The sequence below is a fragment of the Actinomycetospora succinea genome, from assembly GCF_004363095.1.
Lineage (GTDB): Bacteria > Actinomycetota > Actinomycetes > Mycobacteriales > Pseudonocardiaceae > Actinomycetospora > Actinomycetospora succinea.
This window is the reverse complement of record NZ_SNYO01000002.1, coordinates 132720-157990: the sequence shown is the minus strand read 5'-3', so window position 1 is coordinate 157990 and position 25271 is coordinate 132720. Positions and strand designations below refer to the sequence as shown.

Annotated in this window: 29 protein-coding genes; 16 read left to right on the top strand and 13 right to left on the bottom strand. The window is 73.5% G+C overall.

Going from position 1 to position 25271, the window contains the following annotated elements; genetic code table 11:
* The first annotated feature begins 31 nt into the window (after nucleotides 1-31).
* From EV188_RS07090 to EV188_RS07070, 5 genes are read left to right on the top strand one after another with little or no spacing between them, the layout of a single operon-like run.
* Entirely contained in the window at nucleotides 32-826 is a 795-nt protein-coding gene (locus tag EV188_RS07090) for an IclR family transcriptional regulator (protein ID WP_133825572.1), read from the top strand.
* Between the two features lie 20 nt (nucleotides 827-846).
* Entirely contained in the window at nucleotides 847-2148 is a 1302-nt protein-coding gene (locus EV188_RS07085) for an MFS transporter (RefSeq protein WP_133825571.1), read from the top strand.
* Nucleotides 2149-2189: 41 nt separating this feature from the next.
* The gene (locus tag EV188_RS07080; protein ID WP_166659764.1) at nucleotides 2190-2873 is read left to right on the top strand and encodes a GntR family transcriptional regulator; all 684 of its coding nucleotides are present in this window, start codon (nucleotides 2190-2192) and stop codon (nucleotides 2871-2873) included.
* Nucleotides 2874-2888: 15 nt separating this feature from the next.
* Nucleotides 2889-4025: an acyl-CoA dehydrogenase family protein gene (locus EV188_RS07075; RefSeq protein WP_133825569.1), complete on the top strand. Its 1137-nt coding sequence runs from the start codon at nucleotides 2889-2891 to the stop codon at nucleotides 4023-4025.
* A complete protein-coding gene (locus EV188_RS07070; protein ID WP_133825568.1) occupies nucleotides 4022-4831 on the top strand; it encodes an oxygenase MpaB family protein in 810 nt (269 codons plus the stop codon). The genes EV188_RS07075 and EV188_RS07070 overlap by 4 nt, the downstream gene beginning before the upstream one ends.
* On the opposite strand, the gene EV188_RS07065 is transcribed toward EV188_RS07070, so the two are convergent.
* From EV188_RS07065 to EV188_RS07055, 3 genes are all read right to left on the bottom strand, one after another.
* Nucleotides 4832-6514 (bottom strand): class I adenylate-forming enzyme family protein, encoded by a 1683-nt coding sequence (locus tag EV188_RS07065; RefSeq protein WP_133825567.1) that lies wholly within the window; start codon nucleotides 6512-6514, stop codon nucleotides 4832-4834.
* Nucleotides 6511-7557, bottom strand: a complete 1047-nt coding sequence (locus EV188_RS07060; RefSeq protein ID WP_133825566.1) for an LLM class flavin-dependent oxidoreductase — start codon at nucleotides 7555-7557, stop codon at nucleotides 6511-6513. The genes EV188_RS07065 and EV188_RS07060 overlap by 4 nt, the downstream gene beginning before the upstream one ends.
* A 64-nt stretch (nucleotides 7558-7621) precedes the next feature.
* Entirely contained in the window at nucleotides 7622-8032 is a 411-nt protein-coding gene (locus tag EV188_RS07055) for a GlcG/HbpS family heme-binding protein (protein WP_133825565.1), read from the bottom strand.
* 192 nt (nucleotides 8033-8224) lie between these two features.
* Here EV188_RS07055 and EV188_RS07050 point away from each other — a divergent pair, with 192 nt between their 5' ends.
* Together EV188_RS07050 and EV188_RS07045 are read left to right on the top strand one after the other, a co-directional pair.
* Nucleotides 8225-8839: a sulfite oxidase-like oxidoreductase gene (locus EV188_RS07050; protein WP_133826272.1), complete on the top strand. Its 615-nt coding sequence runs from the start codon at nucleotides 8225-8227 to the stop codon at nucleotides 8837-8839.
* Nucleotides 8814-9560, top strand: a complete 747-nt coding sequence (locus EV188_RS07045; RefSeq protein ID WP_133825564.1) for an FAD-binding oxidoreductase — start codon at nucleotides 8814-8816, stop codon at nucleotides 9558-9560. Before EV188_RS07050 ends, EV188_RS07045 begins: the two co-directional genes overlap by 26 nt.
* Before the next feature lie 78 nt (nucleotides 9561-9638).
* Here EV188_RS07045 and EV188_RS07040 read toward each other — a convergent pair whose 3' ends face one another.
* Together EV188_RS07040 and EV188_RS07035 are read right to left on the bottom strand one after the other, a co-directional pair.
* Nucleotides 9639-9986 (bottom strand): UBP-type zinc finger domain-containing protein, encoded by a 348-nt coding sequence (locus EV188_RS07040; RefSeq protein WP_133825563.1) that lies wholly within the window; start codon nucleotides 9984-9986, stop codon nucleotides 9639-9641.
* On the bottom strand, nucleotides 9983-10336 hold the full coding sequence (locus EV188_RS07035) for a GNAT family N-acetyltransferase (RefSeq protein WP_166659763.1): 354 nt from the start codon (nucleotides 10334-10336) through the stop codon (nucleotides 9983-9985). Before EV188_RS07035 ends, EV188_RS07040 begins: the two co-directional genes overlap by 4 nt.
* Nucleotides 10337-10496: 160 nt before the next feature.
* Between EV188_RS07035 and EV188_RS07030 the strand changes: the two genes are divergently transcribed.
* Both EV188_RS07030 and EV188_RS07025 read left to right on the top strand, forming a co-directional pair.
* Nucleotides 10497-11708, top strand: coding sequence for a thiolase family protein (locus tag EV188_RS07030; RefSeq protein WP_133825561.1), 1212 nt, complete (start codon nucleotides 10497-10499; stop codon nucleotides 11706-11708).
* Nucleotides 11705-12403 (top strand): SDR family oxidoreductase, encoded by a 699-nt coding sequence (locus EV188_RS07025; RefSeq protein WP_133825560.1) that lies wholly within the window; start codon nucleotides 11705-11707, stop codon nucleotides 12401-12403. The genes EV188_RS07030 and EV188_RS07025 overlap by 4 nt, the downstream gene beginning before the upstream one ends.
* Here the strand turns inward: EV188_RS07025 and EV188_RS07020 are convergent.
* Genes EV188_RS07020 through EV188_RS31390 form a run of 3 tightly spaced genes read right to left on the bottom strand, consistent with a single transcriptional unit; the run spans nucleotide 12400 to nucleotide 14472 of the window.
* Complete coding sequence (locus tag EV188_RS07020; RefSeq protein WP_133825559.1) at nucleotides 12400-13695, bottom strand: hemolysin family protein; 1296 nt, start codon at nucleotides 13693-13695, stop codon at nucleotides 12400-12402. The two genes, EV188_RS07025 and EV188_RS07020, sit on opposite strands and share 4 nt — an antisense overlap.
* A 38-nt stretch (nucleotides 13696-13733) precedes the next feature.
* Nucleotides 13734-14270, bottom strand: coding sequence for a TIGR03086 family metal-binding protein (locus EV188_RS07015; RefSeq protein ID WP_133825558.1), 537 nt, complete (start codon nucleotides 14268-14270; stop codon nucleotides 13734-13736).
* Between the two features lie 43 nt (nucleotides 14271-14313).
* The gene (locus EV188_RS31390) at nucleotides 14314-14472 is read right to left on the bottom strand and encodes a hypothetical protein (protein WP_166659762.1); all 159 of its coding nucleotides are present in this window, start codon (nucleotides 14470-14472) and stop codon (nucleotides 14314-14316) included.
* Between the two features lie 77 nt (nucleotides 14473-14549).
* On the opposite strand from EV188_RS31390, the gene EV188_RS07010 reads away from it, so the two are divergent.
* Together EV188_RS07010 and EV188_RS07005 are read left to right on the top strand one after the other, a co-directional pair.
* Nucleotides 14550-15029, top strand: coding sequence for a CGNR zinc finger domain-containing protein (locus tag EV188_RS07010; protein WP_243741531.1), 480 nt, complete (start codon nucleotides 14550-14552; stop codon nucleotides 15027-15029).
* A 73-nt stretch (nucleotides 15030-15102) separates the two neighbouring features.
* Nucleotides 15103-15300, top strand: a complete 198-nt coding sequence (locus EV188_RS07005) for an Lsr2 family DNA-binding protein (protein ID WP_133825556.1) — start codon at nucleotides 15103-15105, stop codon at nucleotides 15298-15300.
* Here the strand turns inward: EV188_RS07005 and EV188_RS07000 are convergent, their stop codons facing one another.
* Genes EV188_RS07000 through EV188_RS06980 form a run of 5 tightly spaced genes read right to left on the bottom strand, consistent with a single transcriptional unit; the run spans nucleotide 15301 to nucleotide 19733 of the window.
* Nucleotides 15301-15855, bottom strand: coding sequence for a VOC family protein (locus tag EV188_RS07000; protein WP_166659761.1), 555 nt, complete (start codon nucleotides 15853-15855; stop codon nucleotides 15301-15303).
* Nucleotides 15852-16865, bottom strand: a complete 1014-nt coding sequence (locus tag EV188_RS06995; protein ID WP_133825554.1) for an LLM class flavin-dependent oxidoreductase — start codon at nucleotides 16863-16865, stop codon at nucleotides 15852-15854. The genes EV188_RS07000 and EV188_RS06995 overlap by 4 nt, the downstream gene beginning before the upstream one ends.
* The gene (locus EV188_RS06990; RefSeq protein WP_166659760.1) at nucleotides 16862-17236 is read right to left on the bottom strand and encodes a nuclear transport factor 2 family protein; all 375 of its coding nucleotides are present in this window, start codon (nucleotides 17234-17236) and stop codon (nucleotides 16862-16864) included. The genes EV188_RS06995 and EV188_RS06990 overlap by 4 nt, the downstream gene beginning before the upstream one ends.
* A complete protein-coding gene (locus tag EV188_RS06985; protein WP_133825553.1) occupies nucleotides 17233-18342 on the bottom strand; it encodes an LLM class flavin-dependent oxidoreductase in 1110 nt (369 codons plus the stop codon). Before EV188_RS06985 ends, EV188_RS06990 begins: the two co-directional genes overlap by 4 nt.
* Nucleotides 18342-19733: a phytoene desaturase family protein gene (locus tag EV188_RS06980; RefSeq protein ID WP_166659759.1), complete on the bottom strand. Its 1392-nt coding sequence runs from the start codon at nucleotides 19731-19733 to the stop codon at nucleotides 18342-18344. Before EV188_RS06980 ends, EV188_RS06985 begins: the two co-directional genes overlap by 1 nt.
* 84 nt (nucleotides 19734-19817) lie before the next feature.
* Between EV188_RS06980 and EV188_RS06975 the strand changes: the two genes are divergently transcribed.
* From EV188_RS06975 to EV188_RS06955, 5 genes are all read left to right on the top strand, one after another.
* Nucleotides 19818-20696, top strand: a complete 879-nt coding sequence (locus EV188_RS06975) for an LLM class flavin-dependent oxidoreductase (protein WP_133825551.1) — start codon at nucleotides 19818-19820, stop codon at nucleotides 20694-20696.
* Nucleotides 20697-20975: 279 nt separating this feature from the next.
* On the top strand, nucleotides 20976-21854 hold the full coding sequence (locus EV188_RS06970; RefSeq protein WP_133825550.1) for a hypothetical protein: 879 nt from the start codon (nucleotides 20976-20978) through the stop codon (nucleotides 21852-21854).
* A 190-nt stretch (nucleotides 21855-22044) separates the two neighbouring features.
* On the top strand, nucleotides 22045-23259 hold the full coding sequence (locus EV188_RS06965; protein WP_133825549.1) for a cytochrome P450: 1215 nt from the start codon (nucleotides 22045-22047) through the stop codon (nucleotides 23257-23259).
* A gap of 10 nt (nucleotides 23260-23269) precedes the next feature.
* Nucleotides 23270-23680: a nuclear transport factor 2 family protein gene (locus EV188_RS06960; RefSeq protein ID WP_133825548.1), complete on the top strand. Its 411-nt coding sequence runs from the start codon at nucleotides 23270-23272 to the stop codon at nucleotides 23678-23680.
* Nucleotides 23680-25251: an AMP-binding protein gene (locus EV188_RS06955; RefSeq protein WP_133825547.1), complete on the top strand. Its 1572-nt coding sequence runs from the start codon at nucleotides 23680-23682 to the stop codon at nucleotides 25249-25251. The genes EV188_RS06960 and EV188_RS06955 overlap by 1 nt, the downstream gene beginning before the upstream one ends.
* Nucleotides 25252-25271 lie beyond the last annotated feature (20 nt).

Sequence of the window (25271 nt, the reverse complement as noted above, 5' to 3'; positions counted from 1 at the left end):
GATCCGTGCCGCCGACGTCACCGGAGGGTCCATGACGGTCACGCACGTGGTCGACCGGTCGGAACGGGTGTCCACGGGACCGGTGGTCGCCCGGGCGCTGCGCCTGCTCGAGGCGTTCTCCGACGAGCGCCCGACGCTGACCCTCAGCGAGATCTCGCGGCGCTCCGGGGTGCCGCTGTCGACCGCGCACCGGCTCATCGCCGAGCTCGAGGCGTGGGGCGCGGTCGAGCGCGACGGCAACGGGCGCTACCAGGTCGGCCTGCGGCTGTGGGAGGTCGGCGCGCTGGCGCCGCGCGGGCCGGGCCTGCGGGAGCGCGCGCTGCCCTATCTCGAGGACCTGTGCGCCGTGACCCGCGAGAACGTCCAGCTCGCGGTGCGCGAGGACGACGAGATCGTCTACGTCGAGCGCCTCGCCGGCACCCGCGCCGTCGGCGTCCTCACCCGCGTCGGCGGCCGGTGGGCGATGACGGCGACCGGCGTCGGCCTGGTCCTCCTCGCCCACGCGCCCTCGGACGTCGTCGAGCGCGTCCTCGAGGGGCCGTTCACCCGCCACACGCCGTACACGCTCACCGACCCCGTCCGGATCCGGGAGATGCTCGCCGCCATCCGGACCCGCGGCTACGCGGTCAGCGAGCGCCAGATCACCGACGACGCGACCTCGGTCGCCGCGCCGGTCCACGACGCGTCCGGGGAGGTCGTGGCCGCCCTGTCGGTCGTCGCCCACCACGGCAACCCGCCGGTCTCGGTGCTCGCCCCGCTGGTGCGCACGAGCGCCGCCGGCGTCTCGCACGCCCTGGCCGCCGGTCGCCGGCGCCGGACCCACTGACCCTGTTCGGAGGCCCGACCATGGCTGAACAGACCCGCTCCGGCCGCGAGGTCCGCAAGGTCGCCCTCGCGAGCCTCGTGGGCACGTCGATCGAGTGGTACGACTTCTACATCTACGGCCTCGCGGCCGTCACGGTGTTCGCGCCGCAGTTCTTCCCGCAGGTCAGCTCGCTGACCGGCACGCTCGCGGCGTTCGCGACGTTCGCGGTCGGGTTCATCGCGCGGCCCATCGGCGGCGTGGTGTTCGGGCACCTCGGCGACCGCATCGGGCGCAAGGCCACGCTCGTCACGACGCTGGTGACGATGGGTGTCGCGACGACGCTCATCGGCCTGCTCCCGACCTACGCCGCGGTCGGCGCGCTCGCCCCGGTCCTGCTCGTCGTGCTGCGCCTCGTGCAGGGCTTCGCGGTCGGCGGCGAGTGGGGCGGCGCGGTCCTGATCTCCGTGGAGCACGCGCCCGAGTCGAAGCGCGCCTTCTACGGCAGCTTCCCGCAGCTCGGGGTGCCGATCGGGCTCATCGCCTCGAACGCGATCTTCCTGGTGCTCGCCGCCGCGATGCCCGCCGAGGCGTTCGCGACGTGGGGCTGGCGCATCCCGTTCCTGCTCAGCGCCGTCCTCGTGGTCGTCGGGCTGTGGGTGCGGCTGCGGATCGAGGAGAGCTCGGAGTTCGTGGCCGTCCGCCGGGCCGGGTCGATGGCGTTGCCGCTCGCGTCGGTCCTGCGCCACCACTTCCCGCAGGTCCTGTGCGGGATCGCGATGTTCACCGGCATCACGGGCATCGGCTACATGGCCGCGACGTACACCATCCAGTACGGCACGAACGCCCTCGACCTGCCCCGCGCGCCACTGATCGCGATCGTGCTCGCCGTCGCGGTGCTCGAGGTGCCGCTGATCCTGTGGGTCTCCGCCGGCGCCGACCGGTGGGGCCTGTCCCGCACGATCGTCGCCGGCAGCATCGCCACCGCCGTCGTCGCCGCGGTGTTCCTGCCCCTGCTTGCCTCCGGGTCGCTGCTGCTCATCGCGGTCGCCGTGGCCGCGGCACGGTGGGCGTCGGCGCCGATGTGGGGACCGTCCGCCGCCCTCGCCGCCGAGTGCTACCCGACCGAGATCCGCTACAGCGGCGCGTCGGTCGGCTACCAGCTCGGCTCGATCGTCGGCGGCGCGCTCGCCCCGATCTTCACGACGCTGCTGCTCGCGTCGCCGCTCGGGATCGTCGGCGCCTCGGGGTACCTCGTGCTGATCACCCTGATCTCGGGCCTCGGCGCGCTCGCCGCCGACCGGATCGTGCGGCGGTCGGGGACACGGGAGCCGGTCGTCGCCTGACGCCTGGCCGCGTCAAATCCCATAGGATATGGTCCCGCGTCGTGAGCGGGTCCGACACGGCGCTGCTCGGCGACGCCCCGGCGCTGCCCGAGCAGGTGGCGCTGCAGCTGCGCGAGCGCATCCTGTCCGGCGTCCTGCGCCCCGGCACGTTCCTGCGTCCCGACCGTCTCGCCGTCGAGCTCGGGGTCAGCCCGACGCCCGTCCGCGAGGCGCTGCAGGCGCTGCGCGCCGACGACATGGTGCGCGCGCTGCCGCGGCGCGGGTTCGTCGTCGCGCCGCTGGACCGTGACGACGTCGTCGACCTGTTCGCGGTCCAGGCGCAGCTCACCGGCGAGCTGGCCGCCCGCGCGGCGGTGTCGCTGGACGCCGAGGGGCTCGCGACGGTGACGGCACGCGCGGCCGAGGTCGACGCGCTCGTCGACGGTGGCGCGCCGGACGCGCTCGCCGAGGCCGAGCACCGCTTCCACGCGACGCTCAACCGCGCCGCCGGCGCCCGCAAGCTCGCGTGGCTGGTCGGGCGGGCCGCCCACTACCTGCCGCCGCGCTTCTACACCGACCGCCACGCCTGGCGCACCGCCACCGTCGCGGCCCACCGCACGCTGCTCGACGCGCTCGCGTCGGGCGACGCCGACACCGCCCGGGCGGCGATGGAGGGTCACGTCCTCGACGGCCGCGACCTGCTCGTCGCCCACCTCGAGGCGGTCGGCTTCTGGGACGAGAGCTAGCGAAGGAGACCGACGATGCCCGTCACCCTGACCGAGGAGCAGCAGGACCTCGCGAACGCGATCGGCGAGTTCGGGCGCCGCGAGGTGCCGGACAAGGCGCGGCGCGACGAGCTGACCGCCGAGGGCCCGCACTCGATGGAGATCTACCGCAAGATGGCCGACCAGGGCTGGCTCGGCATCGCGCTGCCCGAGGCGTACGGCGGCTCCGGCGGGTCGATGACCGACCTGCTCGTCTTCCTCGAGGAGACGTCGTACCACCAGATCCCGATCGGCGGCTTCGGCACGACGATCATCACCGCGGCCGCCATCGAGCGGAACGGCTCCGAGGAGCAGAAGCAGGAGCTGCTCGGCGGCGTCGTGAACGGCGAGCTGCTGGCGATCTCGATGTCCGAGCCGGGCGCCGGGTCCGACGTCGGCGGCCTGACCTGCAAGGCCGAGAAGACCGAGAACGGCTGGGTGGTCAACGGCCAGAAGACGTGGTGCTCGAACGCCCACATCTCCAAGACCATCCTGCTGGTCGCGCGCACCTCCACCGAGGGCGGCAAGCACGACGGCCTGACGATGTTCCGCGTGCCCACCGACGCCGACGGGCTCGAGATGCACGGCATCGAGACGATGGGCGGCAAGGAGGTCAACGACCTCTACTTCACCGACTGCCACCTGCCCGCCGACGCCGTCATCGGCACCGAGGGGCAGGGCTGGCGCCAGCTCATGGCCGGGCTGAACCTCGAGCGCATGATCCTCGCCGGGCTCATGCTCGGGCTCGCGCGCCGCGCGTTCGACGACACCGTCGCCTACGTCAAGGAGCGCCACCAGTTCGGCCGGCCGGTCGGCAGCTTCCAGGCGATGCGCCACCGGATCGCCGACAACGCCACCGACCTCGCGGCCACCAAGCTCCTGGTGCACGACACCGCGCGGACGATCGACGCCAACCCCGGCGCCCTGTTCCCGCGCGAGGCGTCGATGGCCAAGCTCAAGGCCACCGAGATCGCCAAGCACCTCTCGCTCGAGGGCATGCAGATGCTCGGCGGCTACGGCTACGCCACCGAGTACGGGATGGAGCGCCTGCTGCGCCAGAGCGTCGTGAGCACCGTCTACGGCGGCACCAGCGAGATCCAGCGCGACATCATCGGCAAGTCGTACGGCCTGTGAACCCCCGGTCGGCCCGGGACCTCGTCCTCGGGCCGGTCGTGCTCTCGGCGACCGCCAACGTGATCATGGAGCTGTCGTGGCCGGGCGTCGGTCACGGGGTCGCCGAGAGCCGGGTGGACTCCGGCAACGTCATGCTCCACCCGCTGCACCGCTTCCGGACGACCAACGCCTACCTCGCCGTCGCGCTGCTCGGCACCGACGCCGAGCGCGCGGACTACCGGCGGGCGGTCGGCCGCTCGCACGCCCACGTGCACGCGACCGCGGACTCGCCGGTCGACTACGACGCGTTCGACCCGGAGCTGCAGCGGTGGGTGGCGCTGTGCCTCTACCGCGCGTTCGAGGACACCTGGGGCCTGCTCGCCGGCGAGCCCGGGCTGCGGTTGCCGGACGCGGTGTACCGGGAGTGCGCGGTGCTCGGGACGACGCTGCAGGTGCGGCCCGAGCAGTGGCCCGCCGACCGCGCCGCGTTCGACGACGCCTGGGACGACGGGCTCGCCCACGTGCGGATCGACGACGCCGTGCGCGCGTACTTCCACCGGTTGCTGCGCGGGGACTTCCTCCCGGACCCGGTGCGCCGGGCCACGGAGCCGACGCGGACGTTCCTCACGACGGGCTTCCTGCACGAGCCGTTCCGCGCGCTGCTGGGCCTGGAGTGGTCGGCGGCCGACCAGGAGCGCTTCGCGGCGTGGATGCGCCGGCTCGGGACGGTCGTGCACCGGCTGCCCGCACCGGTGCGCCGGGCGCCCTACAGCACCGCGCTCGCCGACCTGCGCGTGCGCCGCACCCTCGGGCTGGCGCTCGTGTGATCAGCCGGCGAGCTCGCGGCGCAGCGTGTCCTTGAGGATCTTGCCCGTCGCCGTGCGCGGCAGCGGGTCCGGGCGCCAGATCACCGTGCCGGGCACGGCGAACCCGGGCAGGACGGCGCGCAGGGCCGCCTGCAGCGCGTCCGTCCCCGGCGCGGCGCCGGGGACGGCGACCAGCACCGCGGCCACGTCCTCGCCGAGGCGCGGGTGGGGCACGCCGACGACGGCGGCCTCGAGGACGCCGGGCTGGGCGAGCAGCGCGGCCTCGACCTCCCCGCAGAACACGTTCTCGCCGCCGCGCACGATGACGTCCTTGGCGCGGTCGACGACGTACACCCAGCCCTCGCGGACCAGGCCCAGGTCGCCGGAGTGCAGCCAGCCGTCGCGCAGCACGGCCGCGGTGGCCTCCTCGTTGCGCCAGTAGCCGCGCATGATCTGCGGGCCGCGGAAGCACAGCTCGCCGACCGTGCCCTCCGGTACCTCGTCACCGGTGACCGGGTCGACCACGCGCAGCTCGGTGCCGGGCACCGGGCGCCCGACGCTGTCGGGGTGCGCGGCGTAGTCGGCGCCGGTGTTGGCGCAGACCGCCGACGTCGTCTCGGTCGCGCCGTACCCGTTGGCGGCCGACGCGCGCCCGGCGAGCCCGGTGGCGACCCGGCGGACCAGCGACGGCGGGATCGGGGCGCCGCCCATGGCGATGCGGGTGAGCGAGGCGGTCTCGCGCGGGTGCTCGACGGCCAGCTCGACGACGTCGCGCAGCACCGCCGGCACGCCCGAGGCGTTGGTCAGCTGCTCGGTCGCGATGAGGCGCAGCGCCTCGTCCGGGTCCCAGTGGTGCAGCAGTGCGAGCGTCGCGCCGGACAGCGCGGCGCCGTAGAGCCCGTTGAGCCCGGCGATGTGGAACATCGGGTACGCCAGCAGCGTCCCGGGCCGCGCCGAAGCGGGCGCCGGCTCGCCGCGTCGCGCGGCCGCCAGCTGGTTCGCGCGGCCGAGGCACGCGACGTTGAGCGCGTTCGTCACGTGGCTGCGGTGGCTGGTGACGACGCCCTTGGGCGCCCCGGTGGTGCCGGACGTGTAGATGATCGTGGCCGTGTCGTCGGGGGTCACCGCGACGTCGGGCAGCGGGTGGTCGCCGGCCCCCACGACGTCGTCCCACGCGAGCGCGCCGGAAGGCGGGTCGCCCCGGACCGCCACGACCGGTGGGAGGTCGGCCTGCCCGGCCAGCGCCGCGACCCGCTCGGGGTCGGCGACGACCACCCGGGCCTGCGCGTGCCGGAGCGCGCCGGCCAGCTGCTCCCCGGTCCACCAGGCGTTGAGCGGCACGACGACGAGGCCGGCGACCACGCCCGCCCAGAACGCGACGGTCCACTCGGGCACGTTGCGCATCGCGATCGCGAGGCGCTCGCCCGGGCGCAGCCCCTGGTCGTCGACGAGCCAGCGGGCGAGCGCGCGCACCCGGCGCCGGTGCTCGCCCCAGGGACAGCGCTCGTCCCCGTAGACCGTGGCCGTGCGCTCGTCCGGCGCCGGCGAGGTCAGGTAGAGCTCGCGCAGCGTGTGCGGCCCGCGCTCGTGGACGCGCATCGCGATGCCGTCGACGGTCACCGGGACCATCGCGAACTCCCCGCCCGGCGCGGTGAGCTCCGCGAGGATCGGGCCCAGCCCGACCCGGTCGGCGTGGTCGGTCACGCGGAGGGCTTCCACCCCAGCGCCGGCCCGAGCTTCGTCGCCATGTCGGTGAGGACCTGCACGTAGTCCTCGTGCTCGAACGTGAACGGCAGGGCGAACACGACCTCGCGGACCTCGCGGAACGCCGCGTCGGCGTACAGCTTCTCGGCGACCTCGTCGGACGTGCCCAGCACGTCGGGGGCCGCGAGCAGACCCGGTCCGGGCGGGCCCATCGGCGCGGACGTCCGCGGCGTGCGCTTCTCGACGTAGGCCTCGTACTTCGCGCGCTGCTCCGGCGTCGCCGAGTCGGTGGGGATGACGACGAGCCCCTGCGAGACGCGGGCGCCGTCGCCGTCGCTGTGGTGGGCCTTGAACAGGGCGATCTGGCGCTGCTGGATGGCGGCGAAGTCCCACTTGCCGTCCTGCTCGAGGTCGCCGTCCTCGGGCTTGATGATGTTGCTCGTCAGCAGGTTGAGCCCCTGCTCGGCGGCCCACTGCGTCGAGCGCTTGCTGCCCGCGCCGTACCAGATGCGGTCGCCGAGGCCGGGGGAGTGCGGCTCGACCCGCGCCGAGAACTCCTCGAAGCCCGCGGTGCCCTCGAACGTGCTCACGGCCTCGCCGCGGATCATCCGCAGGAGCCGGGCCACGCGCTCGTAGGTGAGGTCCTCGCGGTCGGCGGTGTCGGGGTAGAGCGCGGCCTTGACGTCGTCCCAGTGGATCGGCGGGCCGACGCTGAAGCCGGGCTCGAGCCGCCCGCCGGACAGGATGTCGACGGTGGCGAGGTCCTCGGCCATCCGCAGCGGGTTCTCCCAGCCCAGCGGCGTGACCGCGGTGCCCATGGCGATCCGCGAGGTGCGCTGGGAGAGGGCGGCCATGATCGCGATCGGCGAGGAGATGCCGGTCTGGAAGTGCCGGTGGCGCAGGTAGACGCTGTCGAACCCGAGCTGCTCGCCGAGCTCGGCGACCTGCAGCGTCGACTCCATGCCGGGGCCGGGATCGTCGCCGTCGAAGGTTCCGAGCGTGAGGAATCCCAGCTTCTCGAGCGGGACGTCGGGCGTGGGCACGGCGGGGCTCCTCTCCGGCGGTTCCGGTGGTCGGGTCAACGGCGGCCGCCGCGGGAGTGTTCCCCTAGAGCGCGGCGGCGGCCGCGGTCGCGACGGCCTGGTCCTGCTCGCCCGTCCCGCCGCTGACCCCGACGGCCCCGACGACGGCGTCACCGGACATCAGCGGCACCCCACCGGCGAAGATCATGACGCGTCCGTGGTTGGAGTCCTGGATGCCGAAGAACTGTCCGCCGGGCTGGGCGTTCTGCCCGAGGCCCTGGGTGGAGACGTCGAACGCCCGGGCGCTGAACGCCTTGTTGATCGCCACGTCGACGCTGCCGATCCAGGCCCCGTCCTGGCGGATGTGGGCGACGAGGTTGCCGCCCGCGTCGACCACGGCGATGTTCATCGGTTGTCCCTGGTCGGTGGCCTCCGCCTCGCCGGCGGCGATGACGCGGCGGGCGTCCTCCAGGGTCACGGTCTCGATGCTGCGCACGGCGGATCCTCTCCGGACGGCGTCGGTGAGCACGCCGGACGGGTCGACGTCCTGCCCATCGTGGCCGCGTCGCCGGGCGCCGTCGATCCCGGCAGCGTCACGGGATTCACGCAGGCCTGCGGCATTCGTGGGACGTCGCGCGGCGTTCCACCCGTTAGTGTCGACGAAGAGTCACGCGGGGACGGAGTGATCATCGTGGCGACCACACGCGGTTTCTTCGGGCGGCGGCGCGAGAGCGAGCGCGATCCGCGCCTGCCGCCGGGGCAGTACGACGTCGGGGCCGGGTGGCCGGTGCTCACGGCCGAGGCGACGCCGCGCGTCGACGCCGACCGCTGGAGCATCACCGTCGACGGGCTGGTGGACACGCCGACGACGTGGACGCTGCGCGAGCTGCGCCTGCTGCCGCCGTCGGTGTACGCGGGCGACATCCATTGCGTGACGACGTGGTCGAAGCTCGACACCAACTTCACCGGCATCTCGTTCGACACGCTGCTCGACGCGGTCGGCGTGCGGCCCGAGGCGACCTTCGTCGTCGAGACCTCGACCACCGGCTACACCACCAACCTGCCGCTGGACGACGTCCGCGGCGGCAAGGCGTGGATCGTCTGGGAGCACGAGGGCAAGCCGCTGACCCGCGAGCACGGCGGGCCGGTGCGGATGCTCGTGCCGCACCTCTACTTCTGGAAGTCCGCGAAGTGGATCGAGAGGATCACCCTGCTCGACCACGACGAGCCCGGCTTCTGGGAGGTGAACGGCTATCACGAGCGAGGCGACCCCTGGCGTGAGCAGCGCTTCGACGGGGACTGAGTACGCCGTTCCCGACGACCGTCCCGGCGGCCCCAACGACCGCCGCGGAGCGGCGAAGTGGCGCGACGCCCGGGTGGTCGAGGTGGCGCACCCGGGCGACGACGCCGTGGTGCTGCGCCTCGCCGTGCCCGAGCGCGTCCAGCACCACCCCGGGCAGCACTACGTCGTGCGGCTGCGCGCGCCCGACGGGTACACCGCGCAGCGCTCCTACTCCGTGGCGTCCGCGCCGGGGGACGACCTGGTCGAGCTCTTCGTCGAGCGCATCGAGGACGGCGAGGTGTCGGGCTACCTCGCCGAGGTCGTCGAGCCCGGCGACGAGCTCGAGGTCCGCGGCCCGATCGGGCGCTGGTTCGTGTGGAGCGGGGGCGTCCCGGCGATCGCGATCGGTGGCGGCAGCGGCGTCGCCCCGCTCGTGGGGATGCTGCGCCACGCCGTCGACCTCGGGCATCCGGAGGACCTCCGGCTGGCCGTCAGCGCGACGACCCGGGCGCGCCTGCCCTACGCCGACGAGCTCGAGGCCGCCGGCGCCCGGATCGCCCTGACCCGCGAGCCCGGCGGCGGCCGGCTCGACGCGTCGGCGATCGCCGGGCTCGTCGACCCGGACCTCACCGTGTACCTCTGCGGCTCCGCGCGCTTCACCGGCGCGATGGAGACGCTGCTCGTCGACGCCGGCCAGCCGGCGAAGAGCATCCGCGTGGAGCGCTTCGGGCCCACCGGCTGAGGCGGAGCCTCCGCGCCGGAGGTCGCAGGACAGCGCGACGACGGAGCGCTGGCGTGCGCATCTCCTTGGCGCGACGACTCAGTGGAGCCGGCGCTGCCAGTCCTTCGGCACCCGCGCGGTCGGCCCGGGGACGCCCTGGTCCTCCGGGTGGTTCTGCGCCCCGGCCAGGACGGGGCCGTGCCCGACGCTGCCGTCGCGGTCGTCGAAGAACCAGTCCTCGCCGGGCTCGAAGCTCGTGAGGATCGGGTGGCCCTGCTCGCGGGCGTGGCGGGTCGCGTGCTGGCCGGGCGACGAGTCGCAGCACCCGATGTGGCCGCACGCCGCGCACCGACGCAGGTGGAACCACCACCCGTCGTGCTGGTCGCACTCGAGGCACCCGGTGCCCGAGGGCTCGGCGTGCGGGTCGATCTCCTGGACGTCGCTCACTGTTCCTCTCCTGCCATCTGGGGCTCCGGAAGGCCGAGCTTCTGCCGGTCGTGCGCCGGGACGTCGGCGAGGTACTCGGGGTGCAGGCCGACCCAGCGCTGCGCGTACTCGCAGAGCGGGACGAGGGGGACCTCCTCGGCCCGCGCGGCCTCGAAGACCGCGCGCACCAGCCGCCGGCCGAGCCCCTGACCGCCCCAGGCCGGCTCGACCTCGGTGTGGATCAGGACGAGCGCCGCCGGAGCCGTCCGGCGCCGGTAGTCCACGTGCCCCGCCTCGACGCCGTCGACGGTCAGGACGAAGGCCCCGCGATCCGGGTCCTCCCGCACCTGGACGTCACTCGAGTCGTCCATCGATCTCCTCACGCGTGGGTTCCCGACCGCCCCATCCTGCTCCTCCGCGGACGCGGACGCCCGTGACCTGTGGCACCGGCCGTTGACGCCCCTCGAGGACCGGCGCAGAATCAGGACCGATCGGTCCGGGACCGTTCGGTCCCTTTCTCGAGGAGGAATCATGAGGGACGCGGTGGTGGTCGACGCCGTGCGCACCCCGCTCGCCAAGGGCAAGGCGGGCGGCGCGTACGCGGGGGTGCATCCGGTGGAGCTGCACGCGCACGTGCTCCGTGCGCTGGTCGACCGGACGGGCCTCGACCCGGCCGAGGTCGACGACGTCATCGGCGGCGCGGTCGGGCAGGTCGGCGAGCAGAGCGGCAACACGACCCGGTTCGCGGCGCTGGCGGCGGGCTTCCCCGAGTCGGTGCCCGGCGTGACCGTCGACCGGCAGTGCGGGTCGAGCCAGCAGGCGCTCTCGTTCGCCGCACAGGGCGTCATCGCCGGGGCCTACGACGTCGCGATCGCGTCGGGCGTCGAGTCGATGTCGCGCATCCCGATCGGCAGCCAGACGCAGGTGGGCGGCGTCGCCCAGGACGTCGCCGGGCCCTCGGTGGCCGGCCGGTACGCGCCCGGCCTGGTCCCCCAGGGCGTCAGCGCCGAGCTCATCGCGCGGCGCTGGGGCCTGTCGCGGCAGCAGGCCGACGAGTTCGCGCTCGCGAGCCACCGCAAGGCCGCCGCCGCGTGGGCCGAGGGCCGCTTCGCGGGCGAGGTCGCGCCGCTGAAGGCCCCGCGCGCCGACGGGTCGGTCGGGCAGCTGGAGACCGACGAGACGATCCGCCCGGGCACCACCCCGGAGGCGCTCGCCGCGCTGCGCCCCGCCTTCGCCGCCGACCGGTGGACCGACCGGTTCGGGGAGATCGACTGGACGGTGACCGCGGGCAACGCGAGCCCCTACAACGACGGCGCCGCGGCCCTGCTCGTCACGACCTCGGAGATCGCCGCCGCGCACGGCTGGACGCCGCGCGCCCGCGTGCACACCGCCACCGTCACCGGCGACGACCCGGTGCTGATGCTGACCGGGATCCTCCCGGCGACCGCCAAGGTCCTCGCGCGCGCCGGGCTCGACCTCCGCGACGTCGACGCGTTCGAGGTCAACGAGGCCTTCGCGTCGGTGGTGCTCGCCTGGCTCGCCGAGACCGGCGCCGACCCGGCCCGCGTCAACGTGAACGGCGGCGCGCTCGCCATCGGCCACCCGCTGGGCGCGAGCGGCGCCCGGCTCGCCACGACCCTGCTCGGTGTCCTCGAGCAGACCGGCGGGCGCTACGGCCTGCAGACCATGTGCGAGGCCGGCGGCACCGCCAACGCCACCATCCTGGAGAGGCTCGGCCGATGATCATCTCAGGCAGGAACGCGCTGGTCACCGGCGCGAACCGCGGCCTCGGCGCGGCGCTCCTCGAGGAGCTGCTCGCCCGCGGCGCCGGCACCGTCTACGCGGCGGCGCGCGACCCCCGCGGCGCCGCGCACAAGGACCCGCGGGTCGTCCCGCTGCTCCTCGACGTCACCGAGCTCGCGACCGTCAAGGCCGCCGCCGAGCGCGCGGGCGACGTCGACATCCTCGTCAACAACGCCGGGGTGGGCGGCGCCGGCTCGCTGCTGACCGCCGACCCGGAGCGCGCCCGCGCCGAGATGGAGACCAACTTCTGGGGACCGGTCGCCGTCCTGCGTGCGTTCGCCCCGGTGCTCGCCCGTCGCGGCGGCGGCGCGGCCGTCACCGTGCTGTCCGCGCTGTCGTGGGCGGCGATGCCCGGCGCCGGCTCGTACTCGGCGACGAAGGCCGCGGCGTGGTCGTTCACGAACACCGCGCGCGCCGAGCTGCGCGACCAGGGCACCCAGGTCGTCGGCGTGCACCTCGGGTTCATGGACACCGACATGGTCGCCCACCTCGACGTCCCGAAGATCGCGGCGCCCGACGTCGCCCGCCAGATCGTCGACGCGCTCGAGTCGGGCGCCGAGGAGGTGCTCGCCGACGTCCCGAGCCGCGGGCTCAAGGAGGCGCTGGCCGGGCCGCCGAAGGGGCTGGAGATCTAGACCGGCTGGTCCTCGTGGTCCAGCGGCGTGATGCGGACCCGGGCGACCCGCAGGCCGTCGACCGCGGTGACGACGAAGCGGTGGTCGAGGTCGTCGACGACGTCGCCGACCACCGGGGTGCGCCCGAGCAGCTGCAGCACGAAGCCCCCGAGGGTGTCGAACGAGCCGTCGGGCAGCTCGACGCCCGTCTGCTCGGCGACCTCGCTGCGGTGCAGCAGGCCGTCGACCTCGTGCGCGCCGTCGCTCGGCGGGCGGACGTGGTGGGCCGGGTCGTACTCGTCGCGGATCTCGCCGACGATCTCCTCGACGAGGTCCTCCATGGTCACGATCCCGTCGGTGCCGCCGTACTCGTCGATGACGACGGCGAGGTGCCCGCCGCCGCGCCGCAGCAGGGACAGCGTGTCGATGACGGGCTTGCTGCCGGGCAGCACGGTGACGGTGCGGACGATGTCGCGCAGCCGCGGCGACTCGCCCTCGGCGGTGACGTGGGCGGTGAGGACGTCGCGGACGTGGACGAACCCGAGGACGTCGTCGACCGACTCGCCGATCACCGGGTAGCGGGAGTGCGGCCGGTCGGAGATGTGGGCGACGGCCTGCGCGGCGGTGAGGTCGGCGTCGAGGAAGTCGACCTCGGTGCGCGGGACCATCACCTCGGAGAGCACCCGGTCGGTGGCCTCGAAGGCGTCGGTGAGCAGGCGGCGCTCGTCGTCGGTGAGCGTGCTGGTGGTGCGCACCATGTCGCGCAGCTCGTCCTCGCTGACCTCGTCCTCGGTGTGCTTCGGGTCGACGCCCAGCAGGCGCACGACGGCGTTCGTCGACCGCGACAGCAGCCAGATCAGCGGGCGGGTGAGCGAGGCGAGGCGGTCGAGCACCGGGGCCGTCGTCAGCGACACGCCCTCCGGGTTCTGCAGCGCCAGCCGCTTGGGCACCAGCTCGCCCGCGACCAGCGACAGGTACGACACGAGCGCGGTGACCAGGACCAGGGCGACGGTCGCGGCGAGCGCCACCGGCAGGCCGATCCCCGTCAGCCCCGGCTCGAGGCGCCCCGCGAGCGTGGCGCCGCCGTAGCTCGAGGCGAAGAAGCCGGTGAACGTCACGCCGATCTGCACCGCGGACAGGAAGCGGTTGGAGTCGGCGCGCAGGTGGGCGACCGCCCGGCCGCGCCTGCCGCGCTCGGCGAGCGCGGAGACCTGGCCGGAGCGCAGCGACACCAGCGCGATCTCGGCCGCGGCGAAGAACCCGCCGACCAGGACGAAGACCAGCACCAGCCCGAGCTCGAGCACTACGTCCACCCGCTGATCCTGACAGTCGGGAGGTATCGGGTCGGTGATCAGGGTCGGCGGCCGGTCCCGGCCACCACGCGGTCCCACAGGGGCGCGTCCGCTCCGAGGGCCACCGGCGTCCCCCACAGTTCCGGCAGCGGCGCCTGCGGCACGAACGCCTCGACGTGCGCGAGGGTCACGCGCAGGAGGTCGTCGGGGAGGTCCGGCGCCGGGCGGTCGAGCACCCGCGCGAGGTCCCAGGCGTGCACGACGAGCTCGGTGAGCCCGATGCGGCCCCAGGTGGGGCGGGGGAGCTCCGGCGGCCCGGCGACGCCCTGCCAGGCGGCGGGGTCGCGCCAGGCGTCGGCCATGACGGCGAGGGCGTCGGCGAGGGCGGCGCGCCGTCCGGCGTCCCAGGGGCCGTCGCCGGGCTTCTCGGCGCCGCCCGCGAGCGTGGTGAAGCCGGCGGCGACGACGTCGAGGTGGTCGAGCAGGTCGCCCACCGACCAGGCGGTGCACGGCGTGGGATCGGCGAGGCGCTCGTCGTCGACGGCGGTGACCAGCGTGCCCAGCGCGCGGGCGGCGGGGCGGAGATCGATGTCCATGAGGGGTGGACGGCCGGCGGCGCCCGGACTCATCGCCCGCGGGTCACGCCGCGCGCTCGAGGGGTCGGCACGCCGCGACCGGCGCGGCGACGACCTCGACGCCCTGCAGCGTGCGCCAGCGACCGCAGCGGCAGCGCTGGTAGCGCACCGGGCCCTCGGCGGTGCGGTGGGTGGAGACGGTGGACCACTGGTGTTCTCTCATGGCCTCCAGCGTGGTGTCATGGTCTTGTGCACCTCAACCCTTACGGAGGTGACGCGGTTCTCCTCGCCGCGGACCTCGTGAACCGGCCGCCGGCGAGCGCCGCCGAGCTCGAGGAGCGGTGCCGCGCGGCCGGTCTCGATGTCGACCGACCGGCCGTCGACCAGGACGTTCTCGCCGTCCGGGCGTATCTGGAGCGCTGGACGGCCGTCGTCGACGAGCCCGACCCACCGGCCCGGGCGGACCTGTTGAACACGCTGCTGGCCACCTCGACCGCGCACCCGCGGCTCACCGACCACGCCGGCACGGGGTGGCACATCCATTACCGGGACGACGACATGACGCTCGCCGCGCTGCTGCGCTCGCTCGTCAGCGTCGGCACGGCGCTGCACCTGACCGCGCGCGGGATACACCGGCTCGCCCGCTGCGCCACCGGCGGCTGCGAGCGGGTGTTCGCCGACGTCTCGCGCACGGGCCGGCAGCGCTACTGCACGCCGTCCTGCGCCAACCGGGACGCGGTCCGGCGGCACCGGGCGGGAGCACGTGCAGCGGGGGCGTAACGTGGGTCACAGCGGTCCGGCGACCGCCGGGCTGTGACGCAGCGGTGACAACGACGTCATCGGAGGTACTCGCATGACCGACGCCAAGCGCGAACCCACCACTCCCCGCGAGCGGCACGACGCCGACGAGCCCGTGCGCAAGGGCAACGTCCACGGCCTCGTCGAGGCCGCCCGGCTGTGGGCCCGTCAGAAGGGCATGGCGGTGCCGTCCACCGGCCCGCTCCCACGCGAGATCATGGCGCAGTACAAGCGGCAGCAGACCTGGGAGTAGTCAGCAGTTCTCGCGCAGGACGGCCCGCTCGTCCTCGGTGAACACGACCCGGCCGGCCAGGACGTCGTCGAGCGTGATCCCCGAGGCGGCGGGTTCGTCCCAGCGCTTCGTCGTGTCCGCGAGCTGCAGCAGCGCGCCGAACGCCGAGCGCGGGCGGACGAACGCCTCGCGCCAGTGCGGGCTGTCCAGATTCACGTCGACGACCTCGTAGTCCAGCCCCCGCAAGCGGGCGACCGCAACCTCCACGTCCTCGACCAGCAGCGTGAGGTGGTGCACGCCCTCGCCGCGGCGCTCCAGGAACCGCGCCACCGGGGCGTCGTCGCGCAGCGGGGAGATCAGCTCGATCTTCATGCCGCCGGGCAGGGCGAACTGGGCGACGCGGATGCCCTGGTGGTCGTTGTCGCCGCCGAAGAGGAACCGCCCGCCCAGCGCGTCCCCGTACAGCGCGGCGCCCGCGCGGACGTCGCGGACGGCCACGGCGACGTGGTCGAGGCGCAGGACGCCGGCGTCGGACGGGATGTCGGACGGGATCTCGGAGGTGACGCCCTCGGTCACGCGTGCTCCTTCGTCGTGCTGGCGGCCATCCGCTCGATCGTCGCAGCCGGTCCGTCGGGGTCGCCCGGCACCGCGCCCGGGGTCAGCGCGATCGGCAGGTCGACGCCCGCCGCTCGGAGGGCGTCCACCCGGCGCGCCACGTCGTCGCCGGTGCCCAGCGCGCACATGGCGTCGACGGCGTCGTCGTCCACGAGCTGGAGTGCCTTCTTCCGGTCGCCGTCCTCCCAGGCGCGCGCGGCCTCGTCGAGGCGGGCGAAGCTGCCCCGGAACGACGGCCGGTGCGTCGGGACCATCGCGTACTGCAGCACGAACCGGCGCAGACGCTCCTGCGCCTCGTCGACGCGGTCGCCGGCGTAGGCCCAGAACGAGGCCGCGATCCCGACCTCGTCCGGGTCGCGCCCGGCGGCCGCCGCGCCCTCGCGGACCAGCGCGATCTTGGGTCCGTACTCGGCGGGCGGGGTCCAGGTCAGGAACGCGACGTCGGCGATCGCGCCGGCGAGGCGGAGCATCCGCGGGTTCATCGCCGCGACGAGAATCGGCACGTCGACGGGACCGAGCCCGGCGCGGAACCCGTGCGAGCGGACGTGCGCGCCGTCGAGGTCGGTCCGCTCGCCGCGGAACACCGTGCGCAGCGCGGCCACGTACTCCTCGAGGCGCGCGCGGGGCGCGTCGAAGCCGAGGCCGTGCCACTGCTCGACGATGATCGGGCTCGACGCGCCGAGGCCGGCGAGCACGCGGCCCGGGGCGAGCGAGGCGAGCGTCGTGAACCCCATCGCCGTGAGCACGGCCGTGCGCGGGTAGACGCCGACGATGCCGCTGCCCAGGCGGATGCGGCTCGTCGAGGCGGCGATCATGCCGAGCATCGCGAAGACCTCGGGGCCCGCGACCTCGCCGACCAGCACGTCCGTGCACCCGGCGTCCTCGGCGAGCCGCGCCAGGTCGAGGTACTGCCCGGCGGACAGGCCCTCGTCGACGGGGAGGGTGACGCCGAGGCCCTGGATGATCGTCATGACCGCAGCTGACGGGCGACCGCCGCCGTGTCGTACCAGGTCGAGAGGGCCTCGATCGTCGTCCCGCTGTCGTCGAGGTCGAAGACGTCGACGGCGTCGAACGTGACCGCCCGGCCGTCCGTCGTCCGGCCCGCGAAGCGGATCTCGACGAGGACGGTCGGGCCGGCGACGACGACGCGGGTGGGCTCGTCGTGGTGCACGGGCAGCGCCGCGAGGACCTTCGGGAAGTGCGCGGCGATCTCGTCGCGTCCCCGCCGCGTCGGCGCGCCGACCGTGCGCAGCGCGGCGTCCGGGGCGAAGAGGTCGCGGATCGTGTCCCAGTCCTCGGCGTTGACCGCGGCGAAGTAGCGCTCGACGGCCGGGGGCGTCACCGGCCCAACCGCTTCCGCAGCTCCGACATCGCGCCGAACGACCAGCGCGCGAGCGACGGGTTGCCGAAGGCGGTGATGTTCCACATGACGAGGTGGCGCAGGCCCTGCTCGGCGTACTCCTCGACCTGGTCGGCGACCTCGTCCGGCGTGCCGCAGAACGCGTAGTGACGCACCACCGCGGGCGGGATCGCGTCGATGATCCGCAGGGACTCGGCGCGGTCGATCGCCGTCGGGATGAAGTCGTGGAACCCGGAGCCGTCGGGGTACGGGCCCTCCACGCCCAGGTCGCGGAACACCTGGGCCGGCAGCAGCACGCACAGCGCGCGCACCAGCGGGGCCTCGGTGAGCCGCTGCACGGTCTCGGCGTCCGGACCCATGAGGACGTAGCCGAGCATGCCGGGCGTGATGGCGTCGGGGTCGCGTCCCTCCTGGTCGGCGGCCTGCCGGATGGTCGTCAGCGCGTCGCCGTACTCGGCGGGCCCGAGCTTGGTGGGCAGCCAGCCGTCGGCCTTGCGCCCGGTCAGGCGCAGCATCCGCGGGCCGTGCGCGGCGGTCCAGATCTCGGGCGGCGTCGCGCCGTAGGGCTGCAGGCCGAGGACCGCCTTGTCGAGCCGGTGGAAGCGGCCCTCGTGGTCGACGGGCCCGTCGGCGGTCATGAGCAGGCGCATCACGTCGATGCCCTCCTCGAGCCGCGCGACCGGCTTGTCGAACGGCATCCCGTAGGGCGTCGCGTTGAGCTGCTCGCCACTGCCCAGCCCGATGATCGCGCGGCCCTGCGTCACGTGGTCGAGGGTGAGCGCGGTCTGCGCGGCCATGGCGGGGTGGCGGCGGATGAGGTCGGTGACGCAGACGCCGACCTTGATGCGCTCGGTCGCCGCGCCGACGACGCCCATCATCACGGCGGGGTCGAAGTAGACGTGCGGGTTGGCCTGGTGCTCGGCGAGCGGGGTGAGGTCCGGCGTCCACATCGTGTCCGGGTGCCAGCCCATGAGGTGGTCGGGCCACCAGACGGCGTCGAACCCCTCGTCCTCGCTGCGCTTCGCGAACTTCACCGCCGCAGCAGCCGGCGGCATGATCTGTCCGGGAACGCCCAGTTCGATGGGCATCAGTAGCGCCACCCGTCGCCGAAGGTCTCCAGCCGGCGGCCGAGGTACTCCTCGACGACGGTGACGGCGGCGCGCGCGGCGCGGTCGGTGCCGATGCCGCGGCTGCGGAACGTCTCGCCGGCGAACCACAGGCCCTCGGGGCGCGGCGGGTTCCAGTGCGGGCGGTAGGCGCCGACCAGCCCGGGCTTCTGGATCACGCCGAAGCTGGGCTCGAACACGAGGTGGCGGCGACGCCAGACCGGTTTCGCGAAGCCGGGCCACATCTCCGCGACGTCGGCCTCGAACTGCTCGGTCTGGCGGCGCAGCCACGCCCGGTCGCGGCCCTTCTCGCCGGGGAAGATCCCGCCCATGACGTGCAGGTGGGTGCCCTCGGGCGAGCACGTGGGGTCCATGGCGGTCTGGTTGAACATGAAGCCGGAGAGCGCGGTGTTCGGGGTCTTCAGCCACGTCGAGAGCTCGCGCGGGTCGTACTGGTGCACGGGCTCCTCGGTGGCGAGGTAGAGCCCGATCCAGGCGATCCGGAACTTGTCCTGCGCGAGGAACTTGATCTGCTCGGCGTACCAGTCGGGCAGGTCGCCCTCGTCGACGACGTTGAGCACGTGCCAGACCGGCAGGGTGCAGATGACGTGGTCGGCCTCGAGGATCTCCTCCTCGAAGAACTCGTTGGGCAGCACGCGCGGCTGGCGGGCGATCGCCACGCCCTTCGTCACGCCGTCCTCGATGACGACGCGCTCGACGGGGGTGGAGAGGCGAAGGTCGCCGCCGGCCTGTGTGAAGGCGTCGGCGAGGTCGGCCCACATCCCGTCCCAGCCCTGGCCGGGCCAGCACGAGTAGGCGGCGGTGCCCCGCTCGGCGAAGTGCATCTTGCGGACGAAGAGGTTGTCGCTGGCGGAGTGGTCCCACCAGTTGTCGGTCATGCACTCGAGCACGGTGATGAACTCGAAGAGGTCGACGACGCCCTGGTCGTCGGTGTGCTGGTGGAGCCACTGGCGCAGCGGGCGGTCGTCCCACCGGTCGAGCTCGTCCCACTCGGTGTTCAGCAGCGCCTTGATGACCTTCTTCAGCTCGCCCTTGCTGCCCGAGTAGCGGTCGCGGATCGAGCCCCAGCGGCCCCGCTCGTGGTCCCACACGGGCATCTCCGCGGAGACCTCGCCGTGCTGCAGCGTCTTGCCGACGTGCTCGAAGACCTTGGTCAGGCCTGACCCCGGGTCCTCGATGAGGTGGCCGCCGACGTTGACCGTGAACCCCTCGTCGGGCACCGCCATGCCCCGTCCGCCGAGGTAGGGCGAGCGTTCGAGCAGGCAGACGCTCTTGCCCTCGACGGCGAGCAGCGACGCCGCCGTCAGCCCCGCCGCGCCTGCTCCGATGACCACGACGTCGTACTTCGCCACGCGGGCCTCCCGTCTACCAAACGACCGTTCGACAGCGTGGCAAGTCGTCGTGCCCCCGGTCAAGCGGCTTGGCATGATGCCGCGGTGGCGACCACTCCGAAGTTCGGCTGGCTCTCCCCGGTGATCGGGAACCGGTGGAGCGACCACCGCCCCATCGCCGCCGACCAGGACACCGCGATCCTGCCCGCGGCGCTGCCGCACTTCGATTCGCTGTGGATCGCCGACCACTTCTACGGCTTCGACCAGAAGACCGACCCGTTCCTCGAGGCGTGGACGACGCTGACCTGGCTCGCGGCGCGCCATCCCTCGGTCGACCTGTGCCACCACGTGCTCGGCGTCGGCTACCGGCACCCGCCGCTGCTGGCGAAGATGGCCGCGACGCTGCAGTACCTGTCGGGCGGGCGCTTCGTCCTCGGCATCGGCGCCGGCTGGCGCGAGCCCGAGTACGAGGCCTACGGCTACGACTTCCCGCGCCCGTCCGTCCGCTTCGCCCAGCTGGAGGAAGCGGTCACGATCTGCCGGCTGATGTGGGCCGAGGCCGACCCGTCGTTCGAGGGCCGGCACTACCGCATCGACGGCGCCGCGGCCCCGCCGCTGACCGACCCGCCACCGCGCGTCTGCATCGGCGCCGCCGGCGAGAAGGTCGGGCTGCCGCTGGTCGGGCGGCTGGCGGACATGTGGAACGGGCCGTTCAAGGGGGAGCCGGAGGACTTCGTCCGGCGACGCGACATCGTGCGCCGCTCCGCGGAGGAGGCGGGCCGGGACCCGGACGCGATCGAGGTCTCGGTGACCCTGGAACGCGCGCTGCCCGAGAGCGACGAGGACTCGTCGCGGCTGGTGGACGAGCTGGCGGCGAAGCGCGACGTCGGCGTCGACCACTTCGTCATGGACTTCGGCAACCCGGCCTCGACGGAACCGGTGCTGCGCTTCGCGGAACAGGTCATCGCGCCGCTGCGGGGGTGACCGCGCTCCGGCTCCACGGCTCGCGTGGGGCGGCGGCCGGCGTGCCGGGCGCGGCTGGTGATCACGGGTGACCTCACGCACCTCGTTCGGTCTGCGAGGTGCACGACGTCGCCCCTGATCTCCGGGTGGTGTGCGAGGGGTGTCTCGCTCCGGAGATCACGGGCGACCTCACGCACCGCGTGCGGCGAGCGAGGTGCATGACGTCGCTCTTGATCTCCGTCCGCGGGGTCCAACGCCACGCGGAGGGAACCGTTCGCGCGCCGCGCCCCTCCAACAGGTATGGACTTCGCGAAACCCTTCCGCGGCAGCGCGGCTGTCAGCGCCGGGGAGACCACCTGGCGTCGCCTCGGCGGCCCCGGGTTCGACCACCTGGGGTACGACACCTACGTCGCCGCCGGCACCGTGCTCGATCTCTCCGGACGTGCCGTCGCCGCGGCCCTCGCGGTGCCGGGCGGGGTGATCGGCGGCTACGGGGCGGCGGAGCTCCTCGAAGCACCGTGTGCGCCTCGCAACGCCCGGGTCGAGGTGGTGGTGGGACGCCGGAGGGTCCGTCCGCACGACGGCCTACTGATCCGGCAGGACGTCCTGGCGGACGACGAGGTCGTCGACGTCCACGGCACCCTCGTGACCTCCCCGCTGCGCACGGCGTTCGATCTCGCGCGCCGCCGCGACCACGTCGAGGCGGTCGTCGCCGTCGACGCCCTCGCGCACCGGCACGAGCTCGACGTCGCGGCGCTCGCCTCGTACCCGGCGCTCCGCGACAACCCCCGGGGCGCACGTCGGCTGCCGCGCGTGATCGCCGACGCCGACGCGCGGGCGGAGTCGCCACCGGAGACGCGCCTGCGTCTCGTCCTCCACGCCGCCGGGCTGGCACCGGAGCCACAGCTGCAGGTCCGCGACGACTGGGGTGACGACGTCGCGCGGGTCGACTTCGGGTGGCGCGAGCTGCGGTTCGCCCTCGAGTACCAGGGTGACGATCACCGGACCGACCAGGAGCAGTGGCGCCGCGACGTCGAGCGCATCGCGCGCCTGGCGGCGGTCGGCTGGCTCGTCCTGCCGGTCACCGCGCTCGACCTTCGCCGGCCGGACTTCTTCGTCCGCGGGGTCCGGGTCGCGCTCGGGCATCGCCGGCTCGAACTCATGGCCCGCGCCTCGTGATCAGGGGCGACCCCACGCACTCGAAGAGCGGCGCGACGTGCGTGACGTCGCCCGTGATCACCGCGGTGAGGCGGGCGGCAAGCCGCCGCGAACGCCCTTGACCCGACCGGGTGTGATGCTAGTCTCGCCACGCGTACCAAACGATCGGTAGGTGCGCCGCCAACGACGTCTTCGCAGGTCGGGGGACCCAATGACGGCCACGCTCGAACCGCCGGACATCCTCTCGCCGGAGTTCGCCCGCGACCCGTACAGCGCCTACCGGCTGCTGCGCGACGAGTTCCCGCTCGTGTGGCACGAGGCCATGCAGACCTACGTGATCAGCCGCTACGAGGACGTGCAGCGGGCGTTCAAGGACCCGGTGTTCACGAGCGAGAACTACGCGTGGCAGCTCGAGCCCGTGCACGGGCGCACGATCCTGCAGATGGAGGGCCGCGAGCACTCCACGCACCGCTCGCTGGTGGCGCCCGCCTTCCGGGGCAAGGCACTCCAGGAGCAGTTCGGCCCCACCATCCGCCGCAACTCGCGCGACCTCGTCGACGCCTTCCGCGCCGACGGCCACGTCGACCTCGTCGACGCGTACGCGACGCGGTTCCCGATCAACGTCATCGTCGACATGCTCGGCCTGCCGCGGACCGATCACGACCGCTTCCACGCCTGGTACACGTCGATCATGGGGTTCCTGTCGAACCTCGCCGGCGACGAGGCCGTGATGGCGGAGGGCCTGCGCACCAAGGCCGAGTTCGAGGCCTACATGATCCCGCGCATCCGGGAGCGGCGGGAGCACCCGGGCGACGACCTGCTCTCCACGCTCTGCGCCGCCGAGATCGACGGCGAGTCGATGACCGACGAGGAGATCAAGGCCTTCTGCAGCCTGCTCCTCACCGCGGGCGGCGAGACCACGGACAAGGCGATCACCAGCCTGATGGCCGACCTCGTCGCGCACCCCGAGCAGCTGGACGCCGTCCGACGGGACCGGTCCCTCATCCCCGCCGCCTTCGCCGAGACGCTGCGCTGGTCACCGCCCGTCCACATGATCATGCGTCAGCCCTCGGAGGCCGTGGAGCTCTCGGGCGGGGTGGTGGAGGCCGGGCGCACGGTCACGTGCCTCATCGGCGCCGCCAACCGCGACGAGCGCCGCTTCGAGCGCCCCGAGGTCTTCGACGTCCTGCGCGCCGACCTCGACCACTCGCGCGCCTTCTCCGCCGCCGCCGACCACCTCGCGTTCTGCCTCGGCCGGCACTTCTGCGTCGGCGCGCTGCTCTCGCTGTTCGAGATCGAGGTCGGCATGAACGACCTGCTCGACGCGATGACCGACATCCGCTTCGCGGGCGGCGAGCCGCCGCCCGAGACCGGGGTGTTCACGCGGGCCCCCGGCCGCCTGCTCCTCGAGTTCACCCCCAGCTAGGAGGACACCCGTGCCCGTTCGTCCCCACATCGAGAACCTCCTCGGCAAGGCCTCCTGGGGCTACGACGAGGCCGACCCCGACCTCATCGCGTCCTGCTTCACCGAGGACGCCCGGATGAGCCTGCGCATCGGGCGCGACGGCCAGCTCGTCGGCCCCTTCGAGGGCCGCGAGGCCATCCGCAAGCTCCACGCCGACTCGATGGCCGCCCAGACCGACCAGCGCCGGCACAACCTGTCCAACCTCTGGTTCGAGAAGGAGAGCGACGACGAGGCGGTCGCGGTCACCAACCTGACGCTGCTCTCGATCGAGCACGGCACGGTCAAGGTGCTCTCCAGCGGCTGGTACCGCGACCAGCTGACCCACCGCGACGGCACGTGGCTGATCGCCGACCGGTACGTCTACCTGGACCTGCCCTACTGATGGTCAACATCGGTCGCATCCCCGAGAAGTGGGCGGCCCTGACCCCGCGCGGGGACGCCGTCGTCGACACCACCACCGAGCGCCGCACGAGCTGGGCCGAGCTCGACGAGCGCGTGCGGCGCCTGGCCAACGGGCTGCGCGGGCCGCGCCCCGACGGGCTGGCGCTGCAGCGCGGCGACCGCGTCGCCGTGCTCGCGAAGAACTCCACCGAGTTCCAGGAGATCTACTACGCCGCCGGGCGCGCGGGCCTGGTCGTGCAGCCGCTGAACTGGCGCCTCGGCGCGGGCGAGCTCGCGCGGATCGTCACCGACGGCGGGCCGCGGGCGATCGTCGTCGCGGGGGAGTGGGCCGAGGTCGGGCGCGAGCTCGGCGGGCTCGTCGACGTCGAGCACTGGCTCTCGTACGGGCCGGGCGGCGACGGCAGCTACGAGGACCTGCTCGCGGCGTCGTCGGACGACGAGCCAACCGACAGCGCGAGCGTCGGCGACGACGACCCCTTCTTCATCCTCTACACGGGCGGCACGACGGGGGCGTCGAAGGGCGCGCTGCACACCCACCGCAGCGCGTCGTTCGGGATGCTCAACCAGACCGTCGCCGAGCGCATCGTCCCGACCGACGTCTACATGCTGACCGGGCAGATGTACCACATCCCGGTCGTGCTCTCGATGAACTACATGCGCCACGGCTGCCCGCTCGTGCTGATGAACTTCGAGGCCAAGCGGTCGCTGGAGATCATCGAGGCGGAGCGCGTCTCGGCGTTCCTCGGGATCACCACAATGCTCAACTGGATGATGGCGGTCCCCGGGTTCTCCGGGTACGACATCGCGAGCCTGCGCAACATCCAGTACGGCGGCGGGCCGATGCCCTCGGCCGTCGTGAAGAACGCGCTGCAGGCCTTCCCGTGCACGCTCATCCAGGGCTACGGGCAGACCGAGGGCACGACGATGTGCTTCCTCTCCCAGGAGGACCACCACGCGGCGGTCAACGGGGTGCACCCCGAGCGGCTGCAGTCGTGCGGTCGCGAGGGGTTCGTGACGTCGGTGCGGATCGTCGACGTCGACGGCAACCCCGTGCCGACCGACGGCAGCACGGTCGGGCAGATCGTCGTGCGCTCCGAGGCCAACATGGCGGGCTACTGGAACCGGCCGGACCTCACCGCCGACACCCTGCGCGACGGCTGGATGTGGACCGGCGACCTCGCCACCTGGGACGCGGACCGCTACGTGTTCATCGTCGACCGCGCCAAGGACATGATCATCTCGGGCGGCGAGAACATCTACTCGGTCCAGGTCGAGGAGGCCGTCAACCACCACCCCTCGGTGCTCGAGTGCGCGGTGATCGGCGTGCCCGACGAGGAGTGGGGCGAGAGCGTCAAGGCGTTCGTCGTGCTCAAGCCGGACACGACCGCGACCGAGGCCGACATCGTCGAGACCGCCCGGGCGCACCTCGCGTCGTACCAGAAGCCGCGCTCGGTGGAGTTCGTCGACGCCCTGCCGAAGGCGCCCACCGGCAAGATCCTCAAACGCGACCTGCGCGCCCCGTACTGGGGCGAGCACGGGCGCGCTGTCTAGAACTGTCTGAGAGGGAACGA